The sequence below is a fragment of the Thalassobaculum sp. genome (assembly GCF_040219615.1).
Classification (GTDB): Bacteria; Pseudomonadota; Alphaproteobacteria; order Thalassobaculales; family Thalassobaculaceae; genus Thalassobaculum_A.
This window is the reverse complement of record NZ_JAVJSE010000037.1, coordinates 1-25,177: the sequence shown is the minus strand read 5'-3', so window position 1 is coordinate 25,177 and position 25,177 is coordinate 1. Positions and strand designations below refer to the sequence as shown.

Genomic DNA, 25,177 nt, shown 5'->3' with positions numbered 1-25,177 from the left:
GCCTCAGCCCCGCACCAGCTCCGCGAACTCGGCCAGCGAGCGGCGCCTGCGGCCCTGCTTGCCGCGGGTCGGGCGGGCCGCCAGCAGGGCGTTCAGGATCGCTTCTTCCACGGCCTCGATGGCGGCCCGGAACAGCGGGTCCATGGCGTCCTCGTGCAGCGACCGGCGCGTCGCCTCGGGATCCTCCGGCATGGCGTGCGGCACCGTCTCGGCGGTCGCGAAGGCCAGCACCACGTCGCCGCTGCCGGAGCCGAAATGCGTTCCCGTGCGGCCGATCCCGGCGCCGCCGCGCACCGCCAGCCGGCGCAGCTGGCGGGCGTCGAGCGGCGCGTCGGTCGCCAGCAGCACGATGATCGAGCCCTGCTCGCGGGCCTCGGCCTTCTCGGCCACGATCCGCTCGGCGACGGCACGGCCGACCGGGCGGCCGTCGACCCTGAGATCCTCCATCCGGCCCATGTTGCAGAGCGTCAGGGCGCCGAGGGCGTAGCGGCGCGGCCCGCGCGCGACCACCCGCGAGGCGGTGCCGATGCCGCCGGCCAGGCCGTAGCAGCTCATGCCGGTGCCGGCGCCGAGGTTCCCCTCCTCGACCGCCGGGCCGGCTTCCGCCAGCGCGCGCAGGACATGCTCCTCGCCGACGTGCAGGCCGCGGATGTCGTTCAGCCAGGCGCCGTCGTTGCACTCCATGACGATCGGGTTGACGGTGCCGGTGCTGGCGCCGATCTCCGGCGTGGTCTCCAGCATGTGCCGGACCAGGGCGGTCGAGGCGGTGCCGACCGACAGGGTGTTGGTCAGCACCACCGGGGTCTCCAGGGTGCCGAGCTCGGCCAGCTGCATCAGCCCGGCGCTCTTGCCGAAGCCGTTCACCACGTGCACGGCGGCCGGCAGCTTGTCGCGGAACGGGTGGCCCGCATGCGGGATCACCGCGGTCACCCCGGTCTGCACCGCCCCGTCCGACAGGGTGACGTGGCCGACCGCCACGCCGGCGACGTCGGTGATGGCGTTGCCCGGACCGGCCGGCAGCGTGCCGATCGTCACCCCCAGGTCGCGCAGCCGCGGCCGGTCGTCCATGGCGTCCTCCGAAATCGTTCCGCCGCCTGTCTAGCAGCCGGTAGTCGGCGCCGCCACGGCCCGCTAAGGTCCGGCCCGAAGATCCCCTGGGAGGACCGAGGCATGACCGAACGCTACGCCGCCGACGACCTGATCGCCTATGCCGAGGCGCTGTTCGCGGCCGCCGGGCTGGACGCCGACAAGGCCGCCGTGGTGGCGCCGCTGATGGTCGAGGCCGACCTGATGGGCCACACGACGCACGGCCTGCAGCTGGTGCCGCCCTACCTGGCGGCCCTCGCGGACGGCAGCATGACGGCGAGCGGCCAGCCGGCCGTCCTGGCCGACCGCGGCCCGGTGGTGAGCTGGGACGGCCGCCGGCTGTCGGGGGTGTGGCTGACTGCGGCGGCCGTCGACCTGGCGGTCGAGCGCGCCCGGCTGTACGGCACCTGCACCGTGTCGATCCGGCGCGCCCACCACATCGCCTGCCTGGCGGCGTTCCTGGAGCGCGCGACCCGACACGGCATGATGGTCCAGCTCGCCTGCTCGGACCCGTCGGTCGCCAGCGTGGCGCCGTTCGGCGGCACAAGGGCGGTGTACACCCCGGACCCGGTCGCGGTCGGCATCCCGACCTCGGGCGACCCGATCCTGGTCGACATCTCGGCCTCGATCACCACCAACGGGCTGACCGGCCGGCTGCACAAGGAGGGCCGCAAACTCGACCACGAGTGGGTGATCGACGCCGACGGCAACCCGTCGACCGACCCGGCGGTGCTGTTCACCGACCCGCCGGGCACCATCCTGCCGGTCGGTGGCATCGACCACGGCCACAAGGGCTACGGCCTGGCACTGATCGTCGAGGCGCTGACCCAGGGCCTGGCCGGCCACGGCCGCGCCGACCCGGCCGAGGGCTGGGGCGCCGGGGTGTTCGTGCAGGTCTGGGACCCGACCGCGTTCGCCGGGGTCGAGGAGTACACCCGCCAGACCGACTGGCTGGCCCAGGCCTGCCGCGGCAACCCGCCGCGCCCCGGCGTCGACCGGGTGCGCCTGCCGGGCGACGGCGCCCTGGCCCGCAGGCGGGCGGCGCTGGAGCACGGGGTGACGCTGTATCCGGGCATCGTCGACGGGCTGAAGGGCTGGGCCGGGAAGCTCGGGGTCGCGGCGCCGAAGAGGCTGGCAGGGTAAGTTTTCCTACAGCCGGAATTATATTGAAACATTCTCATTGTAAACGAAGCGTCTTGGGGCCAAGTATTTGAGGTAATTTATTTCACGTATATTCGGAGGACCACATGTCGTTCAAGAAATTCTCGACCCACCAGGACAACAACAAGCTCGATACTGCCCATGCCGAGAAACCGGCGGAAGTGCAGACGGTTCTTCAGCCGGTGATCGAGCCGGGCCCGGCGCCTGTGGCGATGTCCGCGCCGTCCAAGCCGTAGCAGCCGGCGCGGAGCGGACGGTCCGCTCCGCGCCCGCCGACGGACGGAGGACCGCGATGACCACCCGTACGCGCACGGAGCAGGTGACGTTCGAGCGCCCCTTCGTGCTATCCGGCCTCGACGACCCCCTGCCGGCCGGCGCCTACAGCATCGAGTTCGACGAGGAACTCCTGGAAGGCGTCTCGTTCCCGGCGTATCGACGGGTTGCGGCCCTGCTTCATCTCGGGCCGACACCGGATCACCCGGGCCGGTCGCAGACGCTCACGATCGATCCGAGCGAACTGGACGCCGCCGTGGCGCGCGATCTTGCTGCCCGGAACGGCAAGGCCGGCTGCGCCTTGCCCTGACCCCGCCCCTCCCCGGATTTCGTCGAAGGAGTAGATCACATGGCATCGCAACCGCGGAAACCGCCGGCCGTGACGCCCCTCGAGTCGGAAGCCGAGAGCGAGATGTCCCGGCTCGGCATCACCAGGGTGCCGATGGACTATTTTCATGTCGGCGAGTTTCGATACACGAGCCTGGCCGATGCCGTTGCCGAGGCGCGCCGGCGACACCATCCCGCGACGTCACTGTAGCCCCCGGCACGACGGAAGGAAGCCCGCGGCTCAGGTCGCCCCGTCGACCGGCGGCACGGCGTCGCCCGCGGTCCCGGCCGGCAGCCCTTCGAACGTGCCGGCCAGGTCGAGGACCAGCGTCTCCCAATCCCCCCGCTCGAACAGGTTGACGTCGAAGGCGCCGTTGTCGGACCACAGCAGCCCCAGGACCTTGGCGCCGCGAAGCCGGATGTCGAGCCCGTACTCCAGGGTCGGGCCGGCACGCTGCTGCTCGATCGCATGGCGATAGCCCGGCGACGAGGCCTCGCCGGTCCCCAGCGTCTTGAACGGAGTCCAGTGGCTGAACGACCAGGGGCCCGTCGACAGCGTGATGCGCCGGAGCCCGCCCCACTGCTCCTCCATGGTCCCGCGCGACCGCACCAGCGGCAGGACGCGGTCCCGGATGGCGAGCGCCTGGTGGTCGTTGGAAGACGCCAGCCTGAGGGTCATGTCACGTCGATTCCTTCGCTGGAGGTCGGCCGGCAGCCAGGGTGGGCTGCCGGCGACCGCTGCCGCGACGGGTGTCGCGACCTGACTAGTAGTCGATGCCGGCGCCGGCCATCGCGTCGGCCTTCTCGACCTTCGCCGCCACCATTGCCTCGGTGGTGATCAGCAGGCCGGCGACCGAGGCAGCACCCTGCAGGGCCAGCCTGACGACCTTCGTCGGATCGATGATCCCGGCCTTCGTCATGTCGACATATGTCCCGGTCTGGGCGTCGAACCCGTGGCCGGCGTCGGCCTTCTCGAGCAGCTTCCCGACGACGATCGAGCCGTCGGCGCCGGCGTTCGTGAAGATCTGCCGGGCCGGCGACTGCAGGGCACGCCGGATGATGTCGATGCCGACCTTCTGGTCGTCGTTCTGCGGGTTCAGGCCGCCGAGCTTCTGGCTGGCATAGAGCAGGGTCACGCCGCCGCCGGGGACGATGCCCTCCTCGACCGCCGCACGGGTCGCGTGCACCGCGTCGTCGACACGGTCCTTGCGCTCCTTGACCTCGACCTCGGTGGCGCCGCCGACCCGGATGATCGCGACCCCGCCCGACAGTTTCGCCAGCCGCTCCTGCAGCTTCTCCTTGTCGTAGTCGGAGGTGGTCTCCTCGACCTGGGCACGGATCTGGGTGCAGCGGGCCTCGATGGCCTTCTTCTTGCCGGCACCGTCGATGATCGTGGTGTTGTCCTTCTCGATCCGCACCTTGCGGGCGGTGCCGAGCATGTCGAGGGTGACGTTCTCGAACTTGGTGCCGAGGTCGTCGCTGATGACCTGGCCGCCGGTCAGGATGGCGATGTCCTCGAGCATGGCCTTGCGTCGGTCGCCGAAGCCCGGGGCCTTCACGGCCGCGACCTTCAGGCCGCCGCGCAGCTTGTTCACGACCAGGGTCGCCAGCGACTCGCCGTCGACGTCGTCGGCCACGATCAGCAGCGGCTTGCCGCTCTGAACCACCGCCTCCAGCAGCGGCAGGATGGCCTGGACACCCGGCAGCTTCTTGTCGTGCAGCAGGATGTACGGGTCTTCCAGCTCGCAGATCATCTTGTCCGCGTTGGTCACGAAGTAGGGCGACAGGTAGCCGCGGTCGAACTGCATGCCGTCGACGATGTCGAGCTCGGTCTCGAGTGACTTCGACTCCTCGATCGTGATCACGCCCTCGTTGCCGACCTTCGCCATCGCCCGCGCGATCATCTCGCCGATCTCGTGGTCGTCATTGGCCGAGATCGTGCCGACCTGGGCGATCTCCGCATTGGTCTGGACCTTCCGCGAGACCTTCTCGAGGTCGGCGACCACCGCCGCGACGGCCATGTCGATGCCGCGCTTGAGATCCATCGGATTCATGCCGGCGGCGACCGCCTTCGAGCCCTCGCGCACGATCGCATGGGCCAGGACCGTCGCGGTCGTGGTGCCGTCGCCGGCCAGGTCGCTGCTGCGGCTGGCGACCTCCTTGACCATCTGCGCGCCCATGTTCTCGAACCGGTCGGACAGCTCGATCTCCTTGGCGACGGTGACGCCGTCCTTGGTGATACGCGGCGCCCCGTAGGCGCGCGACAGGATGACGTTGCGTCCCTTCGGGCCCAGCGTCACCTTCACCGCGTGGGCCAGAATGTCGATGCCGCGCAGCATGCTTTCGCGCGCATCGGTGCTGAACCTGACTTCCTTGGCACTCACGGTCGTTCTCCCGGTGCGTTAAGCGGCGTTCTTCTTGGCGGCGACCTGGTCGACGATGCCCAGGATGTCGGTTTCCTTCAGGATCATGAGATCCTCGCCGTCGAGCTTGACCTCGCTGCCGGACCACTTCCCGAACAGCACGCGGTCGCCGGCCCGGACGCCGGGCTGATGCAGCTTGCCGTGCTCGTCGCGGGTTCCGGGGCCGACGGCCAGGACCTCGCCCTCCGACGGCTTCTCCTTGGCGGTGTCGGGGATGATGATCCCGCCGGGGGACGTCGCGTCCCGCTCGATCGGTCGGATCAGGACACGGTCCTGCAATGGGCGCAGATTCATCGGTGGTCTCCTCGACCGGATTCTCTTGGGATTTCGGCGTCGCCGGAGCGAGAGCGCCAAATCGCCTCCCTCAGATAGGGGGATGCCGAAGGAATTGCGACGCAATATTTCCGATATTCTAAAATTTATTACGGGATGAGCTTGAATATATTTGCGAATTCTATTGCATTTTCCTGAATTCATACTTCGGGACAACTGGAGTGACCGCTCCTGATACATCACGCCACACGCCGGCGGGGGTTGACCCGGTCGCGGTCGTCGCCGGGCGGCGATGCGGCCCGCCACCGCATCCCGGATCCATCCGCGGCGCCGGGCGTTGCCGGTTCATCGCCTCCGACCGGAGTCTTGTCGCATGCCGTACGATCCGACCGTCTTCTGGACGCCCCTGCCGGGCGAGACCCTGGCCTCGGTGCTGACCAAGTTCGCGGTGGCCGCGGCGCTCGGGGCGATCATCGGCATCGAGCGCGAGATCCAGAACCAGTCGGCCGGGCTGCGCACCCACATGCTGACGTCGCTGGCGGCCGCCGCCTTCACGGTGGTGGCCTGGGCGATGTACCACGACGTCCAGCAGCAGGCCGAGGGCTCGCAGAACGTCGACCCGATCCGCGTAGTCGAGGCGGTGACCGCCGGCATCGCCTTCCTCGGGGCCGGCGCCATCATCCAGAGCCACGACCGGGTGCTGGGCCTGACCACCGGCGCCGGCATGTGGGTGGCGGGCGCGGCCGGCGTGGCGACCGGCTGCGGCTACTACACCGCGGCGTTCAGCCTGACGGTCATCGCCTTCGCAGTGCTCAGCCTGCTGAAGTGGATCGAGCGGCGGACGGTGTCGAGGCCGCCGGAAGACCCGCCGCCGCGCGCGTAGTCGGTCTTCCACCCGACCGCGCTCCGGCGCTAGGCTCTCCCCGGCGGAGGAGGGCGGCGATGCGGATTGCGGTTCTGGGCGGCGGCGTGGTCGGGGTCACCACGGCTTACCAGCTGCTGAAGGACGGCCACGAGGTCGTGCTGGTCGAGCGGCGCGCCGCGGTCGGCGACGAGACCAGCTGGGGCAACGCCGGCATGATCGCGCCCGGCCACTCCTTCGTGTGGTCGTCGCCGCGCGCGCCCATGGTCCTGCTGAAGTCGCTGTTCCTGAAGGACCAGGCGCTGCGATTCCGGCCGTCGGCCGACCCGCGCCTGTGGTCCTGGTCGCTGAAGTTCCTGGCCCAGTGCACGGCGGAGCGGGCGCGGGTGAACACCCTGCGCAAGCACCGGCTCTGCCTGTACTCCCAGGGCGTGCTGCACGAGACCCTGGCCGAACTCGGGGGGGCCGAGCTGGGAGGCGGCCTGGACTATGACCGCAACACCCGCGGCATCCTGTATTTCTACCGCTCCGAGGCGCGGCTGGCGGCCGGCGTCGAGCACATGAAGATCCTCGCCGACGACGGCCAGCAGACCGAGGTGCTGGACCGCGAGGCCGTAGTCCGGCTGGAGCCGTCGCTTGCCGAAGGCGGCGGGTCGATCGCCGGCGGCATCTACTGCCCGACCGACGAGACCGGCGACTGCGGGATGTTCACCAAGGCCCTGGCCGAGGCCTGCCGGCGCATGGGCGCGGAGATCCGCACCGGCACCGACGTGGTGCGGATCGACACCGACGGCGACCGCATCACTGGCGTCGCCACCTCGATGGGCCCGCTCAAGGCCGACGCCTATGTCCTGGCGCTCGGCAACTACAGCCCGGTGTTCGCGCGCCGGATCGGCATCCCGCTGGCGGTGTACCCGATCAAGGGCTACTCGCTGACCATCCCGGTCGGCAACCACCAGGCCGGGCCGACCGTCGGCTCGGTCGACGAGGACAACCTGGTCGCGATCTCGCGGTTCGGCGACCGGGTGCGGGTGACCGCGACCGCCGAGTTCGCCGGCTACGACACCAGCCACAGGCCGCAGGACTTCGACTTCATGCTGGGTGTCGTCCGCGGCCTGTACCCGGACGGCGCCGACTACGACCGCGCCCAGGGCTGGGCCGGCCTGCGCCCGATGACGCCGGAGGGCACGCCGCGCTTCGGCCGCCGGAAATACGGCAATCTCTGGATCAACAGCGGCCACGGCCACATGGGCTGGACCATGTCGCACGCCTCGGCGCGGATCACGGCGGACCTGATCGCCGGGCGGGAGACGGCGGTGCCGCTGGACGGGATGACGGTGTAGGGGGATAACGCTGAGTGGTCGGTCGGGTGGCTGCTGTCGACCCATTGCGGCCGGTCTGCCCTAGATTTCCTCGTCGGTGTAAGGCAGCTCATCAACCGAGGCGTTGGTGTAGTCAGGCTCGGGCGTGATCAGGAAGCGAACGGCCGGAACGTGGGTCCGGTTCTCCAGCAGGGCTTTGACAATCCGGTGCATACCGTCCATCAGCCGACCGTCCGCGCAGAGCAGGATCGGATGAGCGAGGTCGATCTGCTCGACCAACGCCATGTGAGCCGCGATGGATCGTGGTGTCGGCAGATTTCCCGGATCGCCATACCACCAGTTTTCGTCGATCTCGGCGATCTCGCTCAACGGAACCGACAGGACCTTCAGATTTCTTGAAAGTCGTATCAGCCGGTGGATGTCCCAGGTGAATAGGTCTAGCCCGACCTTTCGGGAATGATACTGCCTTCGCAAGCTTCGGAGTCCTCTCCGTTCGTTTGCGCATCACAGCTGGCCGTCCAGGGACAGGTCAAGGCAAACGACCGCTCCCCGCCCTGCCGGCCGGATGGTCCACTCGGCCGGCAGCGACCCAAACCAGTGGCCCACCCCAGCCACCGCGCGTAAACTCCCGCCAGCATCCACCCGGGAGGCCCGCCATGAGCACCGCCCTCGCCGCCGACGGCCCCGCCACCGACCGCAGCTCCGGCTTCGTCGACCTCGGCGTGCTGCCCTCGGTCCTGTCGCCGGGGATCTACAGCCGGGCCGCCATCGGGTTGGTGGTGCTGGCCACGGACCAGACCGTCGAGCACGAGTTCCGCGGCATCATCCGGCAGCCCGGCGTGGCGTTCTTCGAGGCGAGGATCCCGATGGCCAACGAGGTCACGCCCGAGAACCTGATGGCGATGAAGCCGCACCTGGCGCCGACCGCCGACCTGATCCTGCCGAGCATCCCGCTCAGCGTGGTCGCCTTCGGCTGCACCTCAGCGTCGATGGTGATCGGCGAGGACGGCGTTGCCGCCGAGCTGCGCAAGGTCCGGCCCGAGGCCAAGTTCACCAACCCGGTCACCGGCGCCTTCGCGGCGTTCCGGACGCTCGGCATGAAGCGGATCGCCCTGCTGACCCCGTACAGCCAGGCGATCAACGAGAACCTGCGGAAATACTTCGAGGGTCGCGGCGTCGGCGTGGCGGCGATGGGCACCTTCCTGCGCACCGACGACCGGGAGGCGGCAAGGATCTCGCGGGAGTCGATCCGCGACGCCGCGATCGCCGCCGGCCGCACGCCCGGGGTCGACGGGGTGTTCGTGTCCTGCACCAGCCTGGAGGTCGCCCCGGTGGTCGCCGAGGTTGAGGCCGCGACCGGCAAGCCGCTGCTGTCGAGCAACCTGGCGATGGCCTGGCACTGCCTGCGCCTCGCCGGGGTCGACGACCCTCAGCCGGAATTCGGCATGCTGTACGAACGCGGGCTGGCCGGGTAGCGGAGCGACGACAGCTTCGCCTGGACGGCCGCCGGGGCGCGGCGTATTTCCTGGGAAGCATTCGCCTGCCCGTCGCCGCCGACCCATCGCCATGAACGAGAAACCGACATGCCCTACGTGATCGCCCAGCCGCAAGTGGCCACCCTGCCGGTGCGCGGCAGCGCCGACCTGTTCCCGGTGCACCGGATCTACTGCGTCGGCCGCAACTACGCCGCCCACGCCATCGAGATGGGCCACGACCCGAACAAGGAGCCGCCGTTCTTCTTCCAGAAGAACCCGGACAACCTGCTGGTGGGCCAGGACTTCCCCTACCCGTCGAAGAGCAGCGACGTGCACCACGAGATCGAGATGGTGGTGGCGCTGAAGAGCGGCGGCACCGACATCCCGGTGGAGAGCGCGCTCGACCACGTCTACGGCTATGCCGTCGGCCTCGACATGACGCGGCGCGACCTGCAGGGCCAGGCCAAGGACCTCGGCCGCCCGTGGGAGGTCGGCAAGGCGTTCGAGCACTCGGCCCCCTGCACCGCGCTGGTGCCGGCGAGCGAGATCGGCCACCCGAGCGAGGGCGCGGTCTGGCTGAAGATCAACGGCGAGACCAGGCAGTCCGGCGACCTGAACCAGCTGATCTGGAAGGTGCCGGAGATGATCGCCTTCCTGTCCGAGCTGTTCGAGCTGAAGGCCGGCGACCTGATCATGTCGGGCACCCCGTCCGGGGTCGGCCCGGTCAAGCGCGGCGACAAGCTGCACGGCCATGTCGCGGGCGTCGGCGATCTGCAGCTGGCGGTGATCTGACCGACGGTCCGGCACGACCGCCGCAGAGGGACGGCAACGGCGTCCCGGATCCGAAGACGCCGTCGCCGGCCTCCCGCTCGCACCGCCCGGGACGGCGCCCGTGAACCTGTCAGCGGCGCGGTGCCAGGCGCAGCGTCCGCGTACTGAAGCCGCACCAGTGGTCGACCACGCTGCCGATATCCAGCGCGATGCCGCCCGCGCTGCGGATCCAGTCGCAGTAGATCTTCCCGAGGATGCCGGCGGCGACCAGGAACACTTCGCCCGGCTCCGCGACCAGGTCGCGCCGCAGCCGCCGGAACGCATCCGGGTAGTGGTCGCCGTCGTCCCCGTAGCCGAAGGCCTCGCCGAACTTCCGCTCATGCGGGATCCGAACGAAGCGGGACACCGTCAACCCGAACCGGGCGGCCAACTCCGCCGGCAGGGCGGCGTGGCAGCCGATCACCGACACCCGCCGGATCGAGCCGAACAGGCGCTCGTAGAGCCCCCACGACGCCAGATCGACATGCAGGTTGCAGGAGGTGATCACCTGCTCCGGCCGGATCAAGGTGCCGGCGCCCACCGCCGTGCCGCCATCGAGGTGGTCGAGAATGGCGAGCACACCCCGGTAGTCGTGCCAGCTCTGGTACAGCGATGCCGGGGCCGGCAGGGGCATCCCGAAGCACAGCCGCGACAGGTCCGGGACGCCGACGATATCGGCGTGTCGTATGGAATCGCAGAGCAGGGACGAGATTTCCGCTTCGTCCGCCGGACCGAGACGGCGCTCTCCCCACCACAGATACTGGACCGACCGCCGGTCGGCCTCCTCGAACCGCGCCCAGGCCGGCGGGTAGGGCAGGAAATTCCCCTCGCCGTCGCCGAGGCGTATCAGGCTGAACGGCCGCTTCTCCGCGCAATGGTCGAGGATGCGGTCCACCACGGCGGCGGCCGCCTCCCGGCGCCAGGCGGTGTCGATGGGGAACGCCGCATGGCACCGCCGGAGCGCATCGAAGCGGTCGGCGAGCCGGGCAAGCCAGCGCGCGGCGTGACCGAACGGCAGCTGCGGGTCGAAGGCGGCTGCCAGCCCCCGTATCGCCTCGCCGTCGGCACCCGGTCGGCAGGTTTCCTGCCAGCGCAACCGCTCAAGCACGGCAAACAGCCGCAGCTTGATCGCCCTGATGCTGAAGGGATGCAACGCCTCGAGGGACGCCAGGAGCCGTTCGACAGCGCCGCGGCCCTCGGCTTCGCCGAGCGACTGCGCGAGGACGCCGATCAGGTCGGGCGTGAAGAGCGCCTCGCCATGCTCATGCCAGAGCGCCCGGAGTTCGCCGCACGCTTCCGCCGATCCGCCGGCGCAGGCATGCGCCGCGGTCATTGCACGGGCCCAGGGCGGCAGTGGTCCGCCACCCGCGGGCGCCAGGGCGCGCGCCGCGTCCTCGGGCCGGCCCCTGACCGTGGCCGCGTGAAACCGCATGAGCCGGAGCATCGGGTGTCCGGGGACCGTGGCGGCGTTCCGGTCGAGCAGGCTGGCGATCTCCGCGTAGCGCTGTCGCTTCTGCAGGATCAGCGCCTTGGCGAACACGGCATCCGGAGCGGGCAGCGCGTCGCCCTGGCCCGCCAGAAGCGCCTCCGCCTCGTCCAGCCGTCCGAGGTTGGCGAGCGCCGTGACCGCGCCGATCACCGCCTTCGGGATCCCCGGCCAGCGGCGCAGGATCCCGAGCCACCGTTCGAGGGCGGCGTCCCAGTCGCGGGCGTGGGCGGCGGTTTCCGCGGCACCGACCGCACCGAGCGGGGAGGCAGGGGCCAGCGCCCCCACTCGTGCATAGGAGCCGCCGGCACCGTCGAACTGCCCAACCACCAGCTGCAGCGTTCCGAGCCCGAGCCATGCCGGGGCGTGCGCCGGAAACCCTGTCAGGACCCGCCGCCACAGACGCAACGCCGCGACCCGATCGCCGCGACGATCGGCTACCTGGGCGAGCCCCTCCGGGCCGAATGGCTGTATCGGGCGGACGCGATCGAGTTCACGGAACGAAGCTTCCGCCTCGTCCAGGCGATCCAGATGAAGCAGTGCACCGGCCCGCATCACCCGGGCCGGCATGTCGTCGGGCTCGACCTGCAGGCGCGCCGTGGCCTGCTGCAAGAGGGTCGTCCAGGCGACCGGGTTACCGCCGGTCGTCATGATCGGTCACTCAGGGCAACGATCCTGGAGGCCCGCTGTCGGTCGAGCCGGAACCGGCCGGCAGAGCGCCAGGCTCGAGATGCTCCGTCTGCGCGAAGGAGCGCCTCGCGCAGCAAGTTTCGGTCGCAACGCGCCCGATTTCGATCCGTGTCGACAAGCCGCCTCATTCCATTATCAGCTGCGCCGCGGTGTTTTCAACGTGTGAATGTTTTTCTTTAAACAGACGTAAGTTATCGCATCTTGGTTAATTAATGTTTAATTTCCGTGATGTTTTACATGAATGTTGCGTTTGAATGTGGTGCTTCGTAGGTTCGTTAGCCTGCCGGGTCTGGACGCGATGACCCTTGGATTGTCGTGAGTGAAGGAGATCCGCGCATGCCGGTTACACTCGTCAGCAGCTCACCAGGCGATGACACGACCGGTGTGGCAGTCGACGCCAACATCGTCCTGACATTCTCGGAAGCGGTGCATATCGGCAGTGCAAACGTCGATATATCTATCTACCGGAGCAGCGATGATGTCCGCGTGACACAATATTCTGCCGAGCACTCAGGACTCAGTATAAACGGCACGCAAATTACACTTGATACAGGCAGCACTCTTTCATATTCGACCGATTATTACATCCAGATCGCGGCCAACAAAGTGCTCGGCAGTTCGAGCGGTTCCTTCGCAGGAATAACCAACAATACCGACCTCAACTTCGCGACAGCGGCGCGGGACACCGGGTCCGGCGGCGTGACCGTCAGCGACGGCGGAGCGAGCGGCAGCTCGGGCAGCGATCGAACGATCACCAACGCCGGCAGCGCCAGCGGTTCGGCCGCAATCGTCCAGAACACCGGCAACAACGGCAACGTGGTGACCGCGACCCTGCCGCCGTCGGTGACCATCACTTCGTCGGGGCCGTCGACCGCGCAGTCCGGCGACAGCGCAGTGACCACCCTGGTCAACGCCATCGACGCCCAGAACCCGACCGGCGAGGCCGGCATGATCGGCGGGGCGCAGAGCTTCCTGAACGCCTTGGCGACGACCACTACGGTGGACATCCGCACGATCGTGCCGACGATCGGCCCGGGCATCACCACCGACGACCCGATCGTGATCACCGGCACGTCGAGCGGCGGCCAGTCCGAGGCGTTCGTGATCGACATGCGCTCGATCACCGGCAAGATCCTGCAGGTCGACAATATCGAGTTCGTCTCGATCATCGGCACGGCCACGGTCAGCGGCGGCTCCGGCGCCAACTTCGCGATCGGCGACGGCAGCGCGCAGTTCCTCTCGCTGGGCGAGGGCGACGACACCCTGTCCGGCGGCGACGGAGACGATACCATCGGCTCGGGGGACGGCAACGACCTGCTCTACGGCGACGGCGGCAACGACACCGTCTTCGGCGGCACCGGTTCCGACACGCTGTGGGGCGGCACCGACAACGACGTGGTCTATGGCAACGTCGGCGCCGACCTCCTGTACGGCAACCGGGCGGCCGACGCGCTGTATGGCGGCCAGGACGCCGATGTCGCCTATGGCGGCCAGGATGCGGACCTCGCCTACGGCAACCTCGGAGACGACTTCCTGTACGGCAACCTGGGCGACGACACGCTGTTCGGCGGCCAGGGCAACGACGCGCTGTTCGGCGGCCAGGACAACGACCTGCTGATCGGCAACCTCGGAAGCGACTCGTTCCACGGCGGCCTGGGGAACGACACGATCTCCACCGGCGAGGGGGCCGACGTGGTGGTCGGACAGGCCAACGGCGGCGTCGACGTGGTAACCGACTTCGATGGTGCCGCCGGCGACCGGATACAGATCGCGTCCAACGCCAACGGGACAACGATCGATACCTACGCCGAGCTGGTCGCGGGCGCGAGCGATACCGCCGGCGGGGTGCAGTTCGCACTCGGGAGCGGCAACACCCTGACCCTCGCGGGCATCACCGTCTCGCAGCTCCAGTCCGACTGGTTCACCTTCTCCTAGCAGGCAGATCGAAGCGGTCGGAAATCCGATCTGACCACGACCTGCTTCGGCAACACCGACGATACCCAGCCGTTGTTCGTCCTCATGCGGGACGTGGCGACGTCAGTCGGCCTGGGTCTGCTCGCCGTTCGGAATTGTCGTCGGGAACCGCCGCCCGGCGACTGGCAGATCGGCCCGGCGGATCCCGATGCCGATCACTTCCAACAGCCACGGGTCCATGCCCTGCCTGGATCGCCCGCCGCCGCCTGCCCGCCGACGTCAGCTCACCTCCATCAGCGAGAAACCGAAACGTCCCACGTGATCGCCCGGCCGCAAGCGACCACCCGGGCGAGGGCGCGGTGTGGCTGAAGGTCAACGGCGAGATCAGGCAGTCCGGCGACCCGATCATGTCGGCCCCCCGTCCGGGGTCGGCCCGGTCAAGCGCGGCGACAAGCTGCATGGCCATGCCGCGGGCGTCGGCGACCTGCGGCTGGCGGTGGTCTGAGGAGAGCCTTCAGTCGGCCTTCGGCAGCCAGGCCGGGCCGATCCGGGCGCCGTCCCCGGCGGAACCGAACTGCCGGCGCCAGTGCCCGGGGCAACCCAGGCTGGCGCCGGTGTCCTCGTCCTTGTTGTCGGCGGCGGCCCGGCGCAGCTCCGCCAGATCCCGCTCCAGCTTGCGGCGCGCCTCGAACTCGTGCGTCACGTCGCGCAGAACGGCGGCGGTGCCCGTCGGCCGCCCGCGGTCGTCGCGCAGGATCATGATCGAGAACTGGATCGAGAGCCGCCGGCCGTCCTTGTGCAGGGCCGGCACGGCGAGCAGGTCGCCGGCGCCGTAGCGGCTATGACCGGTTTTCATGGTCTCGGCATAGCCCGACCAGTGCCGGGCCCGCAGCCGTTCCGGGATGATGATGTCCAGGCTGCTCCCGAGCGCGTCGTCGACGGAGAAGCCGAACACCCGCTCGGCCGCCGCGTTCCAGAACTCGATGATCCCCTCGGCGTCCGACACGATCAGGGCGTCCGGCAGGCCCCGGAGCAGCATGCCGGCCAGGCGTTCGCGATCCATCCGTCACTCCCGGCCCGGCGCGCGGGCCTCCAGGTATTCCTTCAGGGCGACCGCGTTGTTGTGGCGGTCGTCGCGGGCGGCATACAGCAAGGTCAGCGGCCCGTAGGCCAGCCACTCCCTCAGCGCCGCCACCGGCTCGGGCCGGGCGTCCAGCTCGCCGGCATAGCGGCGCCTGAACTCCACCCAGCGCTCCGGGTCGTGCCCGAACCAGCGCCGCAGTTCGTCGCTGGGCGCCACCTCCTTCGCCCAGTGCTGCAGGCGGAGGTTGCCCTTGCTGATGCCGCGCGGCCAGATCCGGTCGACCAGCACCCGGCTGCCGTCTTCCGGCCGGCACCGCTCATACACCCGCCGGGTCCGGATCGGTTCCGTCACCCGCGGCCGCGGCGCATCACCTGGCCGTCCCCGGTGATCACGGCATCCATCGGAATGTCGTGCGGCTGCGGATAGATCGTGGCGATGCCGGCTTCCAGGTGCCCGACGCCGACCGCGGTCGGGCGGGGCGACAGCGCCGCCAGGGTCCGGTCGAAATAGCCGCCGCCGTAGCCGAGGCGGTAGCAGTCGTGATCGAAGCCGACGACCGGCGCCACCACCAGGTCGGGAATCAAGGGCGGGCCCTCCGCCGGCACCGGGATGTTCCAGATGCCGCGCTCCAGCCGGCAGCCCGGCCACCATTCGCGAAACACCAGGGGGCGTCCGCGCTCGTGGACGACCGGCAGGGCCACCCGGGTGCCGCCGGCGGCGAGTGTCCGCATCCACGGCACCAGGTCGAGCTCGCCGCGGAACGGCCAGTAGACGCCGACGACCGTTGCCCCGAGCCGGTCGGCGAACCGGCCGAGTTCACCGGCGACCGCGCGCGACACCCGCCGCCGTTCGGCGGAGGACAGCCGGAGCCGCGCGGCGATCAGGCGCGCGCGTTCGGCCTTCCGCCAGCGCGCCACGTCGGCCGCGGCCACCGGGTCGACCGCCGTGACGCCGGCGGCGGCGGAGGCCAGTTCGTGGGCGAAACAGGGCGGCGAGGCGTAACTCATCTCCCGGTCCTCCGGCGATCGGACGCCGGCCCGGTATCGCCGGCGAGTTCGAGCAGGCGCGCATCGGACCTGAACATCGCGGCGGCCAGCTCGGCCTCGTCCGCCTCGATCGCGAGATGAACGGTAATCGCCGTCAGCGCCCAGATCAGGCTGCGGTCGTCGTAGCCCCGGGCGGCGTGCACGATGCGCGGCCGGATCAGGGCGATGCAGTCGGCCAGCCGGTGCATGTGCGGCTCGCGCCCGTCCAGCACGGCGCCGAGCCAGAACGACTGCCTCATGACTTCCGACGGGTGGACGTCGATGCGCATCACGGCCTCACCGCACTGCTGACCCGGAATCGATGGGGATGAGTATGGCGCGTCGAAACAAACGCGATAAGCGAAACATATCTATATTTAATATCGACATATTCGATATATGATCCCTCCATCATGGACACCGAACTCGCCCGCACCTTCCTGTCGGTCGCCACCGCCGGCAGCTTCGTCGGCGCCGCCGAGCGGCTGCACGTCACGCAGTCGACCGTCAGCACGCGCATCCGCACGCTGGAGGATCTGCTCGGTTGCCCGCTGTTCGTGCGCAACAAGGCCGGGGCGGCCCTCACCGACGCCGGCCGTCGGTTCCAGCGGCACGCCGCCATGCTGGTCCGGACCGTCGAGCAGGCCCGGCACGACGTCGGCCTTCCGAAAGGCTCCCGCGCCAGCGTGGTGGTCGGCGCCCGGATCGGCCTGTGGGACGGGTTTCTGCTCGATTGGCTGGCCGCGTGTCGCGGCTCGACGCCCGACGTCTCGATCCGGGCCGAGATCGGCTTCGAGCCGGACCTGATGCAGGGCCTGATCGACGGCCGGATCGACATCGCCGTGATGTACACCCCGCAGCGCCGCCCCAACCTCGAACTGACGCCGCTGAAGGACGAGCGCCTGATCCTGGTCGAGACGGTCGCGCCGGCGGCCGCCGGCACCGACTATGTCTATGTCGACTGGGGGCCGGAATTCTATGCCCAGCACAGCGCTTCCTACCCGGACATCGCCGGGCCGCTGCTGTCGGTCAATGTCGGCTGGCTCGGCCTCCGGCACCTGCTGGCCTGCGGCGGCTCCGGGTATTTCCCCCTCCGCTCCGTCGAGCCGCTGGTTTCCGCAGGCCGGCTGCGCCGGGTCGCGGGGGCGCCGGAGTTCACGCTGCCGGTCTGGCTGGTCCACCCTGCGGACCGTGACCGGGATCTGATCGATCCCATGCTGGCCTCGCTGTCGGCGTTCGAGGGCGCCTGCGGGCCCGCCTAGAACAGGCAGGGCGCCCGGGCGGTCACCCGCTCACGCCGGTTCCTCGGCGCCCCGCGCCCGCCCGAGGATGGCCGCCAGGTCTTCGGGATACACGGTGTCGCCGGTGACCTCGAGTTGCTCGACCGACCACCAGCGATACTCCTGCATGGTCTCGTGCTCTTCGTCGGTCCAGCCGGCACGCGACAGGGTGCTGCTCTCGGCCCGGATGAGATAGAGGCGCTCGTCGGCCAGCACCATTTCGCCGTCCGGCATGCGCATCGGGAACTCGCGCCGTGCGACCGGCTCGCCGACGGCGGCGACCCGGACGCCGGTCTCCTCGAACAACTCGCGCACCGCCGCCTGCTCGAAGCTCTCGCCGTCCTCCAGGCCGCCGCCCGGCGTCGCCCAGAAGTCCCGGCCGGCCAAGGCGCCGCGGCGGTGGATGAAGCGGAACAGCAGGACCCGGTCGGCGGGGTCGACGACCAGGAGCCTGGATGACGGCCGGCGGCGCATGACGGGCTCCGGAAAATCGATCTGGCGGTGCCGGCAACGCGTATCATCGACGACCGGCAACCGAAAGGCCGAGCGATGATCCGCGTCCATCATCTGAACAACTCCCGCTCTCAGCGCGTGCTGTGGCTGCTCGAGGAACTCGGCCGCCCCTACGAGGTGGTCCGCTACGAGCGGGACCCGGGAACCATGCTGGCGCCGGCGTCGCTGCGCCGCGTCCACCCGCTCGGCAAGTCGCCGGTGATCGAGGACGGCGGCCGGGTGCTGGCCGAGACCGGCGCGGTGGTCGACTACCTGGTGACCCGCTACGGCCCGGAGCTGGCGCCGACCCCGGACCCGGACTCCGACGCCCACTGGCGCTACCGCTACTGGCTGCACTACGCCGAGGGCTCGGCGATGCCGCCGCTGCTGCTGAAGCTGAAGCTGATCCTGAATCGCCTCGGCTGGCTCGGCCGGCCGGCGCGCGGCTTCGTCGAGCGCCAGCTCACCACGCATCTCGACTACCTGGAGGCCGAGCTCGGCGACGGTCCCTGGTTCATGGGCGACGGCTTCACCGCCGCCGACGTCATGTTGAGCTTCCCGCTGGAGATCGCGGTGTCGCGCGCCGGCCTCGACGCATCGCGCCCCAATCTCTGGCGGTTCCTGCAGCGTGCCCACGCCCGCCCTGCCTACCGGCGCGCCCTGGAACAGGGCGGCGCCTACGCCTTCGCGTCCTGAGGCTTCGCGGAACTCCCCGGCGCGCCGGCTGTTGGCAGGGCAGGCACCCCCAGCCGACGGGACGGGCATGACGGCGACCCAGGGCAAGCAGGCGACCCTCTACCGGATGGTGATGGACGACCACCTCTGTCCGTTCGGCCTGAAGTCGCTCGACCTTCTGAAGCGCCGGGGGTACGCGGTCGACGACCGGCACCTGACCACGCGCGAGGAGACCGACGCGTTCATGCGCAAGCACGGCGTCGAGACCACCCCGCAGGCCTTCATCGACGGCCGGCGGATCGGCGGCTACGACGAGCTGCGGACGCATTTCGGCAAGCCGGCGCCGGACCCCGACGGCGTCAGCTACCAGCCGGTGGTCGCGGTGTTCGCCATGGCCCTGCTGATGGCGCTGGCGGCGGCCTGGGCGGCGTTCGGGACGGTCGCCACCGTGCGCACCGGCGAGTGGTTCGTCGCCTTCAGCATGGGTATCCTGGCCCTGCTGAAGCTGCAGGACCTGGAGGGGTTCTCGAACCGGTTCCTCGGCTACGACCTGCTGGCCCGGCGGGTCGTGCGCTACGCCTACGTCTACCCGTTCGCCGAGGCGTTCGCCGGCATCCTGATGATCGCCGGCGTCCTGACCTGGGTCGCCGCCCCGGTGGCGCTGTTCATCGGCACCGTCGGCGCCGTCTCGGTGATCAAGGCGGTCTATGTCGACCGGCGCGAGCTGAAATGCGCCTGCGTCGGCGGTGGCAGCAACGTCCCGCTCGGCTTCCTGTCCCTGACCGAGAACCTCATGATGGTGGCGATGGCCGTCTGGATGGCGGCGACGTAGGCGCCACCCGGGCCAGGAAATCCGCCACCGCCTCCCGTGCCGCCGGCAGCCGCATGACGTGATGGGTCGAACCGTCGAGCACCACCGACCGGGCGTCGACGAAGCCGTCCATGTCGATCCCGCAGTCGCCCGCCACGTACCAGGGCCGGAACCAGGGGTCGTCGCGGCTGACCACCGCCAGCACCGGGGTATCCAGGTCGCCGCGCAGGCCCCAGAGCGGCGGCCACGGGATCTGGCAGGTCCAGCCCAGGATGACCCGTCCGGCCAGGCCGTCGCCCTCATAGTTTGCGGCGGTGATGCCGCCCTCGCTCTGGCCCATCAGCACGATCCGGGCCGGGTCGACCCACGGGAATTCGCGCAGCCGGTCGAGGGCGTACTCGGTCTCGGCCAGCCGGAAGCCGATCACCCCGGGATGGAAGCCGCCGCTCTTGCTGTGGCGGTCGCAGCTCCGCGGCTTGTACTCGCGGGAGAAGCTGTCCGGCGCCACCACCGCATAGCCCTGCGCCCGCAGGAAGGCGAGATCGACCCGGTAGCCGGGGTGCAGGCCGTTGCAGCCGTGCAGGAACAGCACCAGCGGCAGCCGGCTTTCCGGCGCCGCCGCGCGCAGCCGGCCCTCGACGTCCGCCATCCGGCCGCCGACGTCGGCCAGCGCCGGATCGACCGTCGAGAACGGCACCGCGACGGTGGCGCCGCGCCAGGTCCGGACCAGCTCGTCGGGCCGGTCGGCCGAGCGCGACAGGTAGCAGCCGGACAGCGCGACCGGCAGCAGCAGCGACAACAGCAGGATCAGCGGGCGCATGGTCGGTACATGGCGCAGGCGCCGGCCGGCGGCAAGCGGGGCGGCCAACGACCTGAGCCGCGGGTTCGACCGGAACGACGAAGGGGGCGGTCGCCCGCCCCCTCCGCATCCGATGCCGGGCAGCGAAGCCCTACTTCAGGGCCTTGTCGGTGATCGCGTGGGTCCAGGCGCCCTCCGGCTTCCTGGTGATCACCGGGTCGGAGCCGCCCTCCAGCAGGGTCTTGACCGTCCGCTCGTAGTCGGCCGGGTCGAGGGCGCCGTTGGAGCCGGCGGTCAGCTTGGCGATCTCGCCCATCATGCGCTTCTGGTGCTTCTCGGTCTGGGCACCGGTGGCGTCGTTGTCGAGCACGATCCCGGCGGCCGCGTCCGGATTCGCCTCGGCCCACTTCCAGCCCTTCATCGAGGCCCGCACGAAGCGCACCATCCGGTCGGCGAAGGCCGGGTCCGCGAGCTTGTCCTCGAGCGCGTAGATGCCGTCCTCGAGGGTCGCCACGCCCTGCTCCTGGTACTTGAACACCACCAGGTCGGAGGCCGGGATGCCGGCGTCGATGACCTGCCAGTACTCGTTGTAGGTCATGGTCGAGATGCAGTCGGCCTGCTTCTGCAGCAGCGGGTCGACGTTGAAGCCCTGCTTGAGGACCTTCACGCCCTTGGCGCTGCCGTCGGTCGGGATGCCGAGATGGGCCATCCACGACAGGAACGGATACTCGTTGCCGAAGAACCAGACCCCGAGGGTGCGGCCGGGGAAATCCTTGGGCGACGTGATGCCGGTCTCCTTGCGGCAGGTCAGCATCATGCCCGACGACTTGAAGGGCTGGGCGATGTTGACGACCTTCACGCCCTTCTCGCGGGTGGCGAGCGCGGACGGCATCCAGTCGATGATCACGTCGGCACCGCCGCCGGCCAGCACCTGGGCCGGCGCGATGTCCGGGCCGCCCGGCTTGATCTCGACGTCGAGATTCTCGGCCTCGTAGAAGCCCTTGTCCTTGGCCACGTAGTAGCCGGCGAACTGGGCCTGGGTCACCCATTTCAGCTGCAGGGTGACCTTGTCGGCGGCATGCGCGTGACCGGCCAGCAACGCGACCGCGCCGGCCACCATGGACGTCAGAAGCCTGTTCATAACCCTGTCTCTCCTTCTTATTGACCCTCTATCCACTGCGAACCGAGGGATGCCAGAACGTCGTCGCCCGCTCGACCAGGGCGACGACGCTGTAGAACGCCGAGCCGGCGACCGCGGCGACCGCGATCTCGGCCCATACCATGTCGATGTTCATGCGCCCGACCTCGGTCGAGATCCGGAAGCCCATGCCGACGATCGGGGTCCCGAAGAACTCCGCCACGATGGCGCCGATCAGCGCCAGGGTGGAGTTGATCTTCAGGGCGTTGAAGATGAACGGCGCCGCCGCCGGCAGCCGCAGCTTGAACAATGTCTGCCAGTAGCCGGCGGCGTAGGTGCGCATCAGGTCGCGCTCCATGGCGCCGCTGGCCGCCAGCCCGGCGACCGTGTTCACCAGCATCGGGAAGAACGTCATCACCACCACGACCGCCGCCTTGGACGGCCAGTCGAAGCCGAACCACATCACCAGGATCGGGGCGATGCCGATGACCGGCAGGGCCGACACGAAGTTGCCGAGCGGCAGCAGGCCGCGCTGCAGGAACGGGCTGCGGTCGATGGCGACGGCGACCAGGAAGGCCGAGCCGCAGCCGAGCGCATAGCCGATCAGCACCGCCTGCAGGAAGGTCTGCCGGAAGTCGGCCCACAGGATGGCGCCCGACATCAGCAGCCGCGCCCCGATCGCCGAGGGCGGCGGCAGCAGCACGAACGGCACCCCGGCGCCGCGCACCACGGTCTCCCACAGCAGCAGGATCCAGATCCCGAAATACACCGGCACCAGCAGCCGCAGCGCGACCTGGCGACCGGTCCCGCCGCCGGTGCCCGGCTCGGCCGCGATCAGCCGCTCCACGAACAGCCAGGACGCCGCCCAGGCCGCCAGCAGCAGCAGCCAGTAGCCCGGTCCGGCGCGCCCGACCTCCGGCAGGGCGGTGAGCAGGCACATGGCGCCGAGCAGCGAGACCACGCCGTCGATCCAGTACGGCACGGCGACCCGGAAGCGCGCCAGCGAGGCCAGCGCCAGCACCGCGAACACCGCCAGCTCCGGCACGTCGAACACCGTGGCGCCGGTCGCCGACGCCGGCAACGCCAGGCCGGCCAGCCCGCCGGCGCCCAGCACCGCCGCCAGGGCGGTCTGCAGCCGCGTCAGCGGTTGCGGGCTCATCCTCACGGCGTCATCCCCATGCGCCTGAGCACCAGCCGGTTGCCGATCCCGACCAGCATCACCAGCACCGCCGCCAGCGCCGCGGCGGCGAACAGCGCCGACCAGATCTGGATGGTCTGGCCGTAGTAGGAGCCGGCCAGCAGCCGCGCCCCCAGGCCGGCGACCGCGCCGGTCGGCAGCTCGCCGACGATGGCGCCGACCAGGCTGATCGCCACCGCCACCTTCATCGAGGTGAACAGGTATGGCACGGCACTCGGCCAGCGCAGCTTCCAGAAGGTCTGCCAGGCGCTGGCGTTGTAGGTGTGCATCAGGTCGAGCAGCTGGACCTCGGGGCTGCGCAGCCCCTTCACCATGCCGACGACCACCGGGAAGAAGCTCAGATAGGCCGAGATCAGCGCCTTCGGCAGCAGGCCGGACAGCCCGATGGCGTTCAGCACCACGATGATCATCGGCGCGATCGCCAGGATCGGGATGGTCTGGCTGGCGACCACCCAGGGCATCAGCGAGCGGTCGACCGCCCGGTTGTGCAGGATCAGCACCGCCAGCACCACGCCGAGCCCGGTGCCGATCGCGAAGCCGAGCAGGGTCGCGGAGAGCGTGATCCAGCCGTGGTACACGAGGCTGCGCTTCGAGGTGACCGGCCTGTCGACCGTGGTCGCCCAGATCTCGGCGAACACCTGGTGGGCGGCCGGCAGCACCGGGCGCTCCTGGTTCAGGGTGTCGCGCACCAAGTCGGCCGCCGTCCAGTCGGCCTTCGCCTTGGCATAGAGGTCGAGCTGCCAGGGCGCGTTCAGGTAGACCGCGAAGCCGTACCACAGCGCCACCAGGGCGCCGACCACCACCAGGACAGGAATCGTCTGCCCCTGCGCCACGCGGTCACTCAGCCGCCGGATCATTGCCCGTCCTCCCGGCAGCCGGTGGGTTCCGGCTCGGCCGCGCCCTGCGGCGCGCCCGTCCGGAATGACGACGGAATGGGAAGGTCGCGCCGCCATCGAGCGTTGCGGCGCGTCGCCGACCAGCTTGTCTCCCCCGTCGTCATTCCGGACCGGCCCCCGGATTTGATCCGGGGGACGGAGCCGGAACCCATGTCGTGACGGGCCGCCCCATGCATCGGCAATGCCGCACTCCCTCGAACGATCGCGGCAGCATAACCAGCGCGTGTGAGGGCGGGAAGCCGGGATGCTGACCTTCCGGTCAGAAAAAACGGCTGAGCCGCAGCGTCACCACGTTGTCGCGGCGGATGCCGTACAGCGCGTTGCCGGGCTCGACGTCGGGGAACAGCCGGGCCTCCAGCTCGACCTTCAGGTCGTTGCCGATGCGCCGGCTGGCCTCCAGCGACAGCGAGACCGACCGGTCCTCGGCGTCGGCGACGGCGCCGGCCAGGAAGGTGGTGTCGTCCTCGTCGTTCAGGGTGACCCGGGCGCCGACGAACACGTCGTTCTGGAACGGGGTCGGCGGCGCGTCGCCGCTCTCCTCGCGGCCGTCGTAGAGATACTCCAGCAGCAGGCCGAGATCGGCGTCGGTCTCGGCGACCTGGTACAGCGTGTATTCGAAGCCGGCCACGCTGGCGACGAAGTAGTCGCCCTGGCCGGCCCGGCCGATGCCCTCGACCTTCCACAGCCAGGCGCCGGTGGTGTACTGCAGGTCGACCCCGGTCTGGTCGATCAGGTCGTAGGTCGGCAGCAGCTCGGTGCGGCCGTCGCGCAAGGTGGGCACCAGCCGCGGCTCCCGGCTGGTGCCGCGGAAATGCGAGATGCCGACGTCGAAGCCGCCGAAGGTCCGGGTCCAGCGCAGCGCCAGGTCCGGGTGGAATTCCCCGGCGTCCGACTGGTAGGCGGCATCGCCGGCGATCGGCAGCGGGCCGCGGAACCGGGCGTCGTCGTCCGGGAATGTCCGCTCGCGGAACACCGGCATCAGGAAGCCCCGGAACACCCCCCAGTCGGTGCCGACCTGCAGCTGCACCATCGGCTGTCCCAGCTTGTCCTCCTGGTCGATGTCCTCGACCAGGTCGGCCTGGTTGACGATGTCCACCAGGTGGCGCGACTCCGCGACCCCCCAGAACACCTTGTCGAGGCCGACCACCAGGTCGTAGCCGTCGCCGAAATGCAGCCAGTTGGCCTCGCGCAGGTCGCCGTGGCTGCGGTTGCCGTCGTCGGCGTCGAGCCGCAGGAACGGCTTCAGGGTGAAGCGGTCGGCGCCGGCCTCGGTGTCGACGATCAGCTCCGGCTCGACCGCGACCGAGGGCGAGAGCGTGGCGTCCTTCTGGCCGGCATGGGCCGGCTCGCTCGGGAACACCCGGGTCTCCAGCTGCAGCGAGCCGGAGAAATCCCATTCGGCGGCCAGGGCCGGCCAGGCGGCAGCGGCGAGGACGGCGGCAAGCGGCGCCATCAGCCGAAGCGGGCGGAACCGCGGTCCACCGGCAGACCACAGGGCTTCGGATGTCGCGAGGTGCATCGGTCGCTCGTCGCTGGGTCTACGGTGTTCACACATCTCGAAATGGCGTGCGGTTTCATGCAGTTCGTGACGCCCGTCACTTCGTGGTTCCCGGAGCCGGCTGCTCGCGCAGCCTCTCCGGGATGACGACAGGGGGGTGGGATCTCGCGGTGAAATCG

At 69.9% G+C, this 25,177-nt stretch carries 30 protein-coding genes and 1 pseudogene; 14 read left to right on the top strand and 17 right to left on the bottom strand.

Going from position 1 to position 25,177, the window contains the following annotated elements:
* Positions 1-3 precede the first annotated feature (3 nt).
* Positions 4-1,068, bottom strand: a complete 1,065-nt coding sequence (locus RIC31_RS18185) for a DmpA family aminopeptidase (protein WP_350110974.1) — start codon at positions 1,066-1,068, stop codon at positions 4-6.
* 102 nt (positions 1,069-1,170) lie between these two features.
* Between RIC31_RS18185 and RIC31_RS18180 the strand changes: the two genes are divergently transcribed.
* The 4 genes from RIC31_RS18180 (at position 1,171) to RIC31_RS18165 (ending at position 3,058) form a co-directional block, all read left to right on the top strand.
* Positions 1,171-2,229, top strand: a complete 1,059-nt coding sequence (locus RIC31_RS18180) for an Ldh family oxidoreductase (protein ID WP_350110971.1) — start codon at positions 1,171-1,173, stop codon at positions 2,227-2,229.
* Between the two features lie 104 nt (positions 2,230-2,333).
* Positions 2,334-2,483 carry a hypothetical protein gene (locus RIC31_RS18175; RefSeq protein ID WP_350110968.1) on the top strand — a complete coding sequence of 50 codons (150 nt, stop codon included), beginning with the start codon at positions 2,334-2,336 and terminating at the stop codon, positions 2,481-2,483.
* A gap of 56 nt (positions 2,484-2,539) precedes the next feature.
* Entirely contained in the window at positions 2,540-2,830 is a 291-nt protein-coding gene (locus RIC31_RS18170) for a hypothetical protein (RefSeq protein ID WP_350110965.1), read from the top strand.
* Between the two features lie 69 nt (positions 2,831-2,899).
* Complete coding sequence (locus RIC31_RS18165; protein WP_350110963.1) at positions 2,900-3,058, top strand: hypothetical protein; 159 nt, start codon at positions 2,900-2,902, stop codon at positions 3,056-3,058.
* 30 nt (positions 3,059-3,088) lie between these two features.
* On the opposite strand, the gene RIC31_RS18160 is transcribed toward RIC31_RS18165, so the two are convergent.
* The 3 genes from RIC31_RS18160 to RIC31_RS18150 all read right to left on the bottom strand — a co-directional run bounded on the left by RIC31_RS18160 (position 3,089) and on the right by RIC31_RS18150 (position 5,564).
* The gene (locus RIC31_RS18160) at positions 3,089-3,526 is read right to left on the bottom strand and encodes a hypothetical protein (protein WP_350110959.1); all 438 of its coding nucleotides are present in this window, start codon (positions 3,524-3,526) and stop codon (positions 3,089-3,091) included.
* 85 nt (positions 3,527-3,611) lie between these two features.
* Positions 3,612-5,231, bottom strand: a complete 1,620-nt coding sequence (gene groL, locus RIC31_RS18155) for a chaperonin GroEL (RefSeq protein WP_350110957.1) — start codon at positions 5,229-5,231, stop codon at positions 3,612-3,614.
* A gap of 18 nt (positions 5,232-5,249) precedes the next feature.
* Complete coding sequence (locus RIC31_RS18150; RefSeq protein ID WP_350110954.1) at positions 5,250-5,564, bottom strand: co-chaperone GroES; 315 nt, start codon at positions 5,562-5,564, stop codon at positions 5,250-5,252.
* Between the two features lie 352 nt (positions 5,565-5,916).
* On the opposite strand from RIC31_RS18150, the gene RIC31_RS18145 reads away from it, so the two are divergent.
* Positions 5,917-6,426, top strand: coding sequence for an MgtC/SapB family protein (locus tag RIC31_RS18145; protein ID WP_350110951.1), 510 nt, complete (start codon positions 5,917-5,919; stop codon positions 6,424-6,426).
* Between the two features lie 59 nt (positions 6,427-6,485).
* Complete coding sequence (locus RIC31_RS18140) at positions 6,486-7,748, top strand: D-amino acid dehydrogenase (protein WP_350110948.1); 1,263 nt, start codon at positions 6,486-6,488, stop codon at positions 7,746-7,748.
* A gap of 60 nt (positions 7,749-7,808) precedes the next feature.
* On the opposite strand, the gene RIC31_RS18135 is transcribed toward RIC31_RS18140, so the two are convergent.
* Positions 7,809-8,096, bottom strand: coding sequence for a hypothetical protein (locus RIC31_RS18135; protein ID WP_350110945.1), 288 nt, complete (start codon positions 8,094-8,096; stop codon positions 7,809-7,811).
* Between the two features lie 287 nt (positions 8,097-8,383).
* Here RIC31_RS18135 and RIC31_RS18130 point away from each other — a divergent pair, with 287 nt between their 5' ends.
* Positions 8,384-9,202, top strand: coding sequence for a maleate cis-trans isomerase family protein (locus RIC31_RS18130; RefSeq protein ID WP_350110941.1), 819 nt, complete (start codon positions 8,384-8,386; stop codon positions 9,200-9,202).
* A gap of 108 nt (positions 9,203-9,310) precedes the next feature.
* Positions 9,311-9,994 (top strand): fumarylacetoacetate hydrolase family protein, encoded by a 684-nt coding sequence (locus RIC31_RS18125; RefSeq protein WP_350110938.1) that lies wholly within the window; start codon positions 9,311-9,313, stop codon positions 9,992-9,994.
* Between the two features lie 109 nt (positions 9,995-10,103).
* Here RIC31_RS18125 and RIC31_RS18120 read toward each other — a convergent pair whose 3' ends face one another.
* On the bottom strand, positions 10,104-12,149 hold the full coding sequence (locus tag RIC31_RS18120) for a GT-D fold domain-containing protein (protein ID WP_350110936.1): 2,046 nt from the start codon (positions 12,147-12,149) through the stop codon (positions 10,104-10,106).
* 375 nt (positions 12,150-12,524) lie between these two features.
* Between RIC31_RS18120 and RIC31_RS18115 the strand changes: the two are divergent.
* Positions 12,525-12,800 (top strand): annotated as a pseudogene (locus tag RIC31_RS18115) (Ig-like domain-containing domain); the annotation flags it as partial.
* On the opposite strand, the gene RIC31_RS18110 reads toward RIC31_RS18115, so the two are convergent.
* Entirely contained in the window at positions 12,770-13,090 is a 321-nt protein-coding gene (locus RIC31_RS18110; RefSeq protein ID WP_350111350.1) for a hypothetical protein, read from the bottom strand. The pseudogene RIC31_RS18115 and the gene RIC31_RS18110 sit on opposite strands and share 31 nt — an antisense overlap.
* On the opposite strand from RIC31_RS18110, the gene RIC31_RS18105 reads away from it, so the two are divergent.
* Together RIC31_RS18105 and RIC31_RS18100 are read left to right on the top strand one after the other, a co-directional pair.
* On the top strand, positions 13,083-14,123 hold the full coding sequence (locus tag RIC31_RS18105) for a calcium-binding protein (RefSeq protein WP_350111344.1): 1,041 nt from the start codon (positions 13,083-13,085) through the stop codon (positions 14,121-14,123). The genes RIC31_RS18110 and RIC31_RS18105 overlap by 8 nt on opposite strands.
* Positions 14,124-14,463: 340 nt before the next feature.
* Positions 14,464-14,607, top strand: a complete 144-nt coding sequence (locus tag RIC31_RS18100; protein WP_350110933.1) for a hypothetical protein — start codon at positions 14,464-14,466, stop codon at positions 14,605-14,607.
* Between the two features lie 9 nt (positions 14,608-14,616).
* On the opposite strand, the gene RIC31_RS18095 is transcribed toward RIC31_RS18100, so the two are convergent.
* Genes RIC31_RS18095 through RIC31_RS18080 form a run of 4 tightly spaced genes read right to left on the bottom strand, consistent with a single transcriptional unit; the run spans position 14,617 to position 16,501 of the window.
* Positions 14,617-15,165, bottom strand: a complete 549-nt coding sequence (locus tag RIC31_RS18095; protein ID WP_350110930.1) for a PAS domain S-box protein — start codon at positions 15,163-15,165, stop codon at positions 14,617-14,619.
* A 3-nt stretch (positions 15,166-15,168) separates the two neighbouring features.
* Positions 15,169-15,537, bottom strand: a complete 369-nt coding sequence (locus RIC31_RS18090) for a DUF488 domain-containing protein (protein WP_350110927.1) — start codon at positions 15,535-15,537, stop codon at positions 15,169-15,171.
* Positions 15,534-16,193, bottom strand: a complete 660-nt coding sequence (locus RIC31_RS18085) for a 5-formyltetrahydrofolate cyclo-ligase (protein ID WP_350110924.1) — start codon at positions 16,191-16,193, stop codon at positions 15,534-15,536. The genes RIC31_RS18090 and RIC31_RS18085 overlap by 4 nt, the downstream gene beginning before the upstream one ends.
* Complete coding sequence (locus RIC31_RS18080; protein WP_350110921.1) at positions 16,190-16,501, bottom strand: hypothetical protein; 312 nt, start codon at positions 16,499-16,501, stop codon at positions 16,190-16,192. The genes RIC31_RS18085 and RIC31_RS18080 overlap by 4 nt, the downstream gene beginning before the upstream one ends.
* 123 nt (positions 16,502-16,624) lie before the next feature.
* Here RIC31_RS18080 and RIC31_RS18075 point away from each other — a divergent pair, with 123 nt between their 5' ends.
* Entirely contained in the window at positions 16,625-17,473 is an 849-nt protein-coding gene (locus tag RIC31_RS18075) for a LysR family transcriptional regulator (protein WP_350110918.1), read from the top strand.
* A 30-nt stretch (positions 17,474-17,503) separates the two neighbouring features.
* Here RIC31_RS18075 and RIC31_RS18070 read toward each other — a convergent pair whose 3' ends face one another.
* Positions 17,504-17,965: an NUDIX hydrolase gene (locus tag RIC31_RS18070; protein ID WP_350110915.1), complete on the bottom strand. Its 462-nt coding sequence runs from the start codon at positions 17,963-17,965 to the stop codon at positions 17,504-17,506.
* A 75-nt stretch (positions 17,966-18,040) separates the two neighbouring features.
* Between RIC31_RS18070 and RIC31_RS18065 the strand changes: the two genes are divergently transcribed.
* Both RIC31_RS18065 and RIC31_RS18060 read left to right on the top strand, forming a co-directional pair.
* Positions 18,041-18,679 carry a glutathione S-transferase family protein gene (locus tag RIC31_RS18065; RefSeq protein WP_350110912.1) on the top strand — a complete coding sequence of 213 codons (639 nt, stop codon included), beginning with the start codon at positions 18,041-18,043 and terminating at the stop codon, positions 18,677-18,679.
* A 67-nt stretch (positions 18,680-18,746) separates the two neighbouring features.
* A complete protein-coding gene (locus RIC31_RS18060; RefSeq protein WP_350110909.1) occupies positions 18,747-19,490 on the top strand; it encodes a MauE/DoxX family redox-associated membrane protein in 744 nt (247 codons plus the stop codon).
* Here the strand turns inward: RIC31_RS18060 and RIC31_RS18055 are convergent.
* The 5 genes from RIC31_RS18055 to RIC31_RS18035 all read right to left on the bottom strand — a co-directional run bounded on the left by RIC31_RS18055 (position 19,450) and on the right by RIC31_RS18035 (position 25,019).
* The gene (locus RIC31_RS18055; RefSeq protein ID WP_350110906.1) at positions 19,450-20,337 is read right to left on the bottom strand and encodes a dienelactone hydrolase family protein; all 888 of its coding nucleotides are present in this window, start codon (positions 20,335-20,337) and stop codon (positions 19,450-19,452) included. The two genes, RIC31_RS18060 and RIC31_RS18055, sit on opposite strands and share 41 nt — an antisense overlap.
* A gap of 82 nt (positions 20,338-20,419) precedes the next feature.
* On the bottom strand, positions 20,420-21,409 hold the full coding sequence (locus RIC31_RS18050; RefSeq protein ID WP_350110903.1) for an ABC transporter substrate-binding protein: 990 nt from the start codon (positions 21,407-21,409) through the stop codon (positions 20,420-20,422).
* Between the two features lie 28 nt (positions 21,410-21,437).
* Positions 21,438-22,565, bottom strand: a complete 1,128-nt coding sequence (locus RIC31_RS18045) for an ABC transporter permease (protein ID WP_350110900.1) — start codon at positions 22,563-22,565, stop codon at positions 21,438-21,440.
* A gap of 2 nt (positions 22,566-22,567) precedes the next feature.
* Complete coding sequence (locus tag RIC31_RS18040; RefSeq protein ID WP_350110897.1) at positions 22,568-23,461, bottom strand: ABC transporter permease; 894 nt, start codon at positions 23,459-23,461, stop codon at positions 22,568-22,570.
* A gap of 298 nt (positions 23,462-23,759) precedes the next feature.
* On the bottom strand, positions 23,760-25,019 hold the full coding sequence (locus tag RIC31_RS18035; RefSeq protein WP_350110894.1) for a hypothetical protein: 1,260 nt from the start codon (positions 25,017-25,019) through the stop codon (positions 23,760-23,762).
* Between the last annotated feature and the right edge of the window lie 158 nt (positions 25,020-25,177).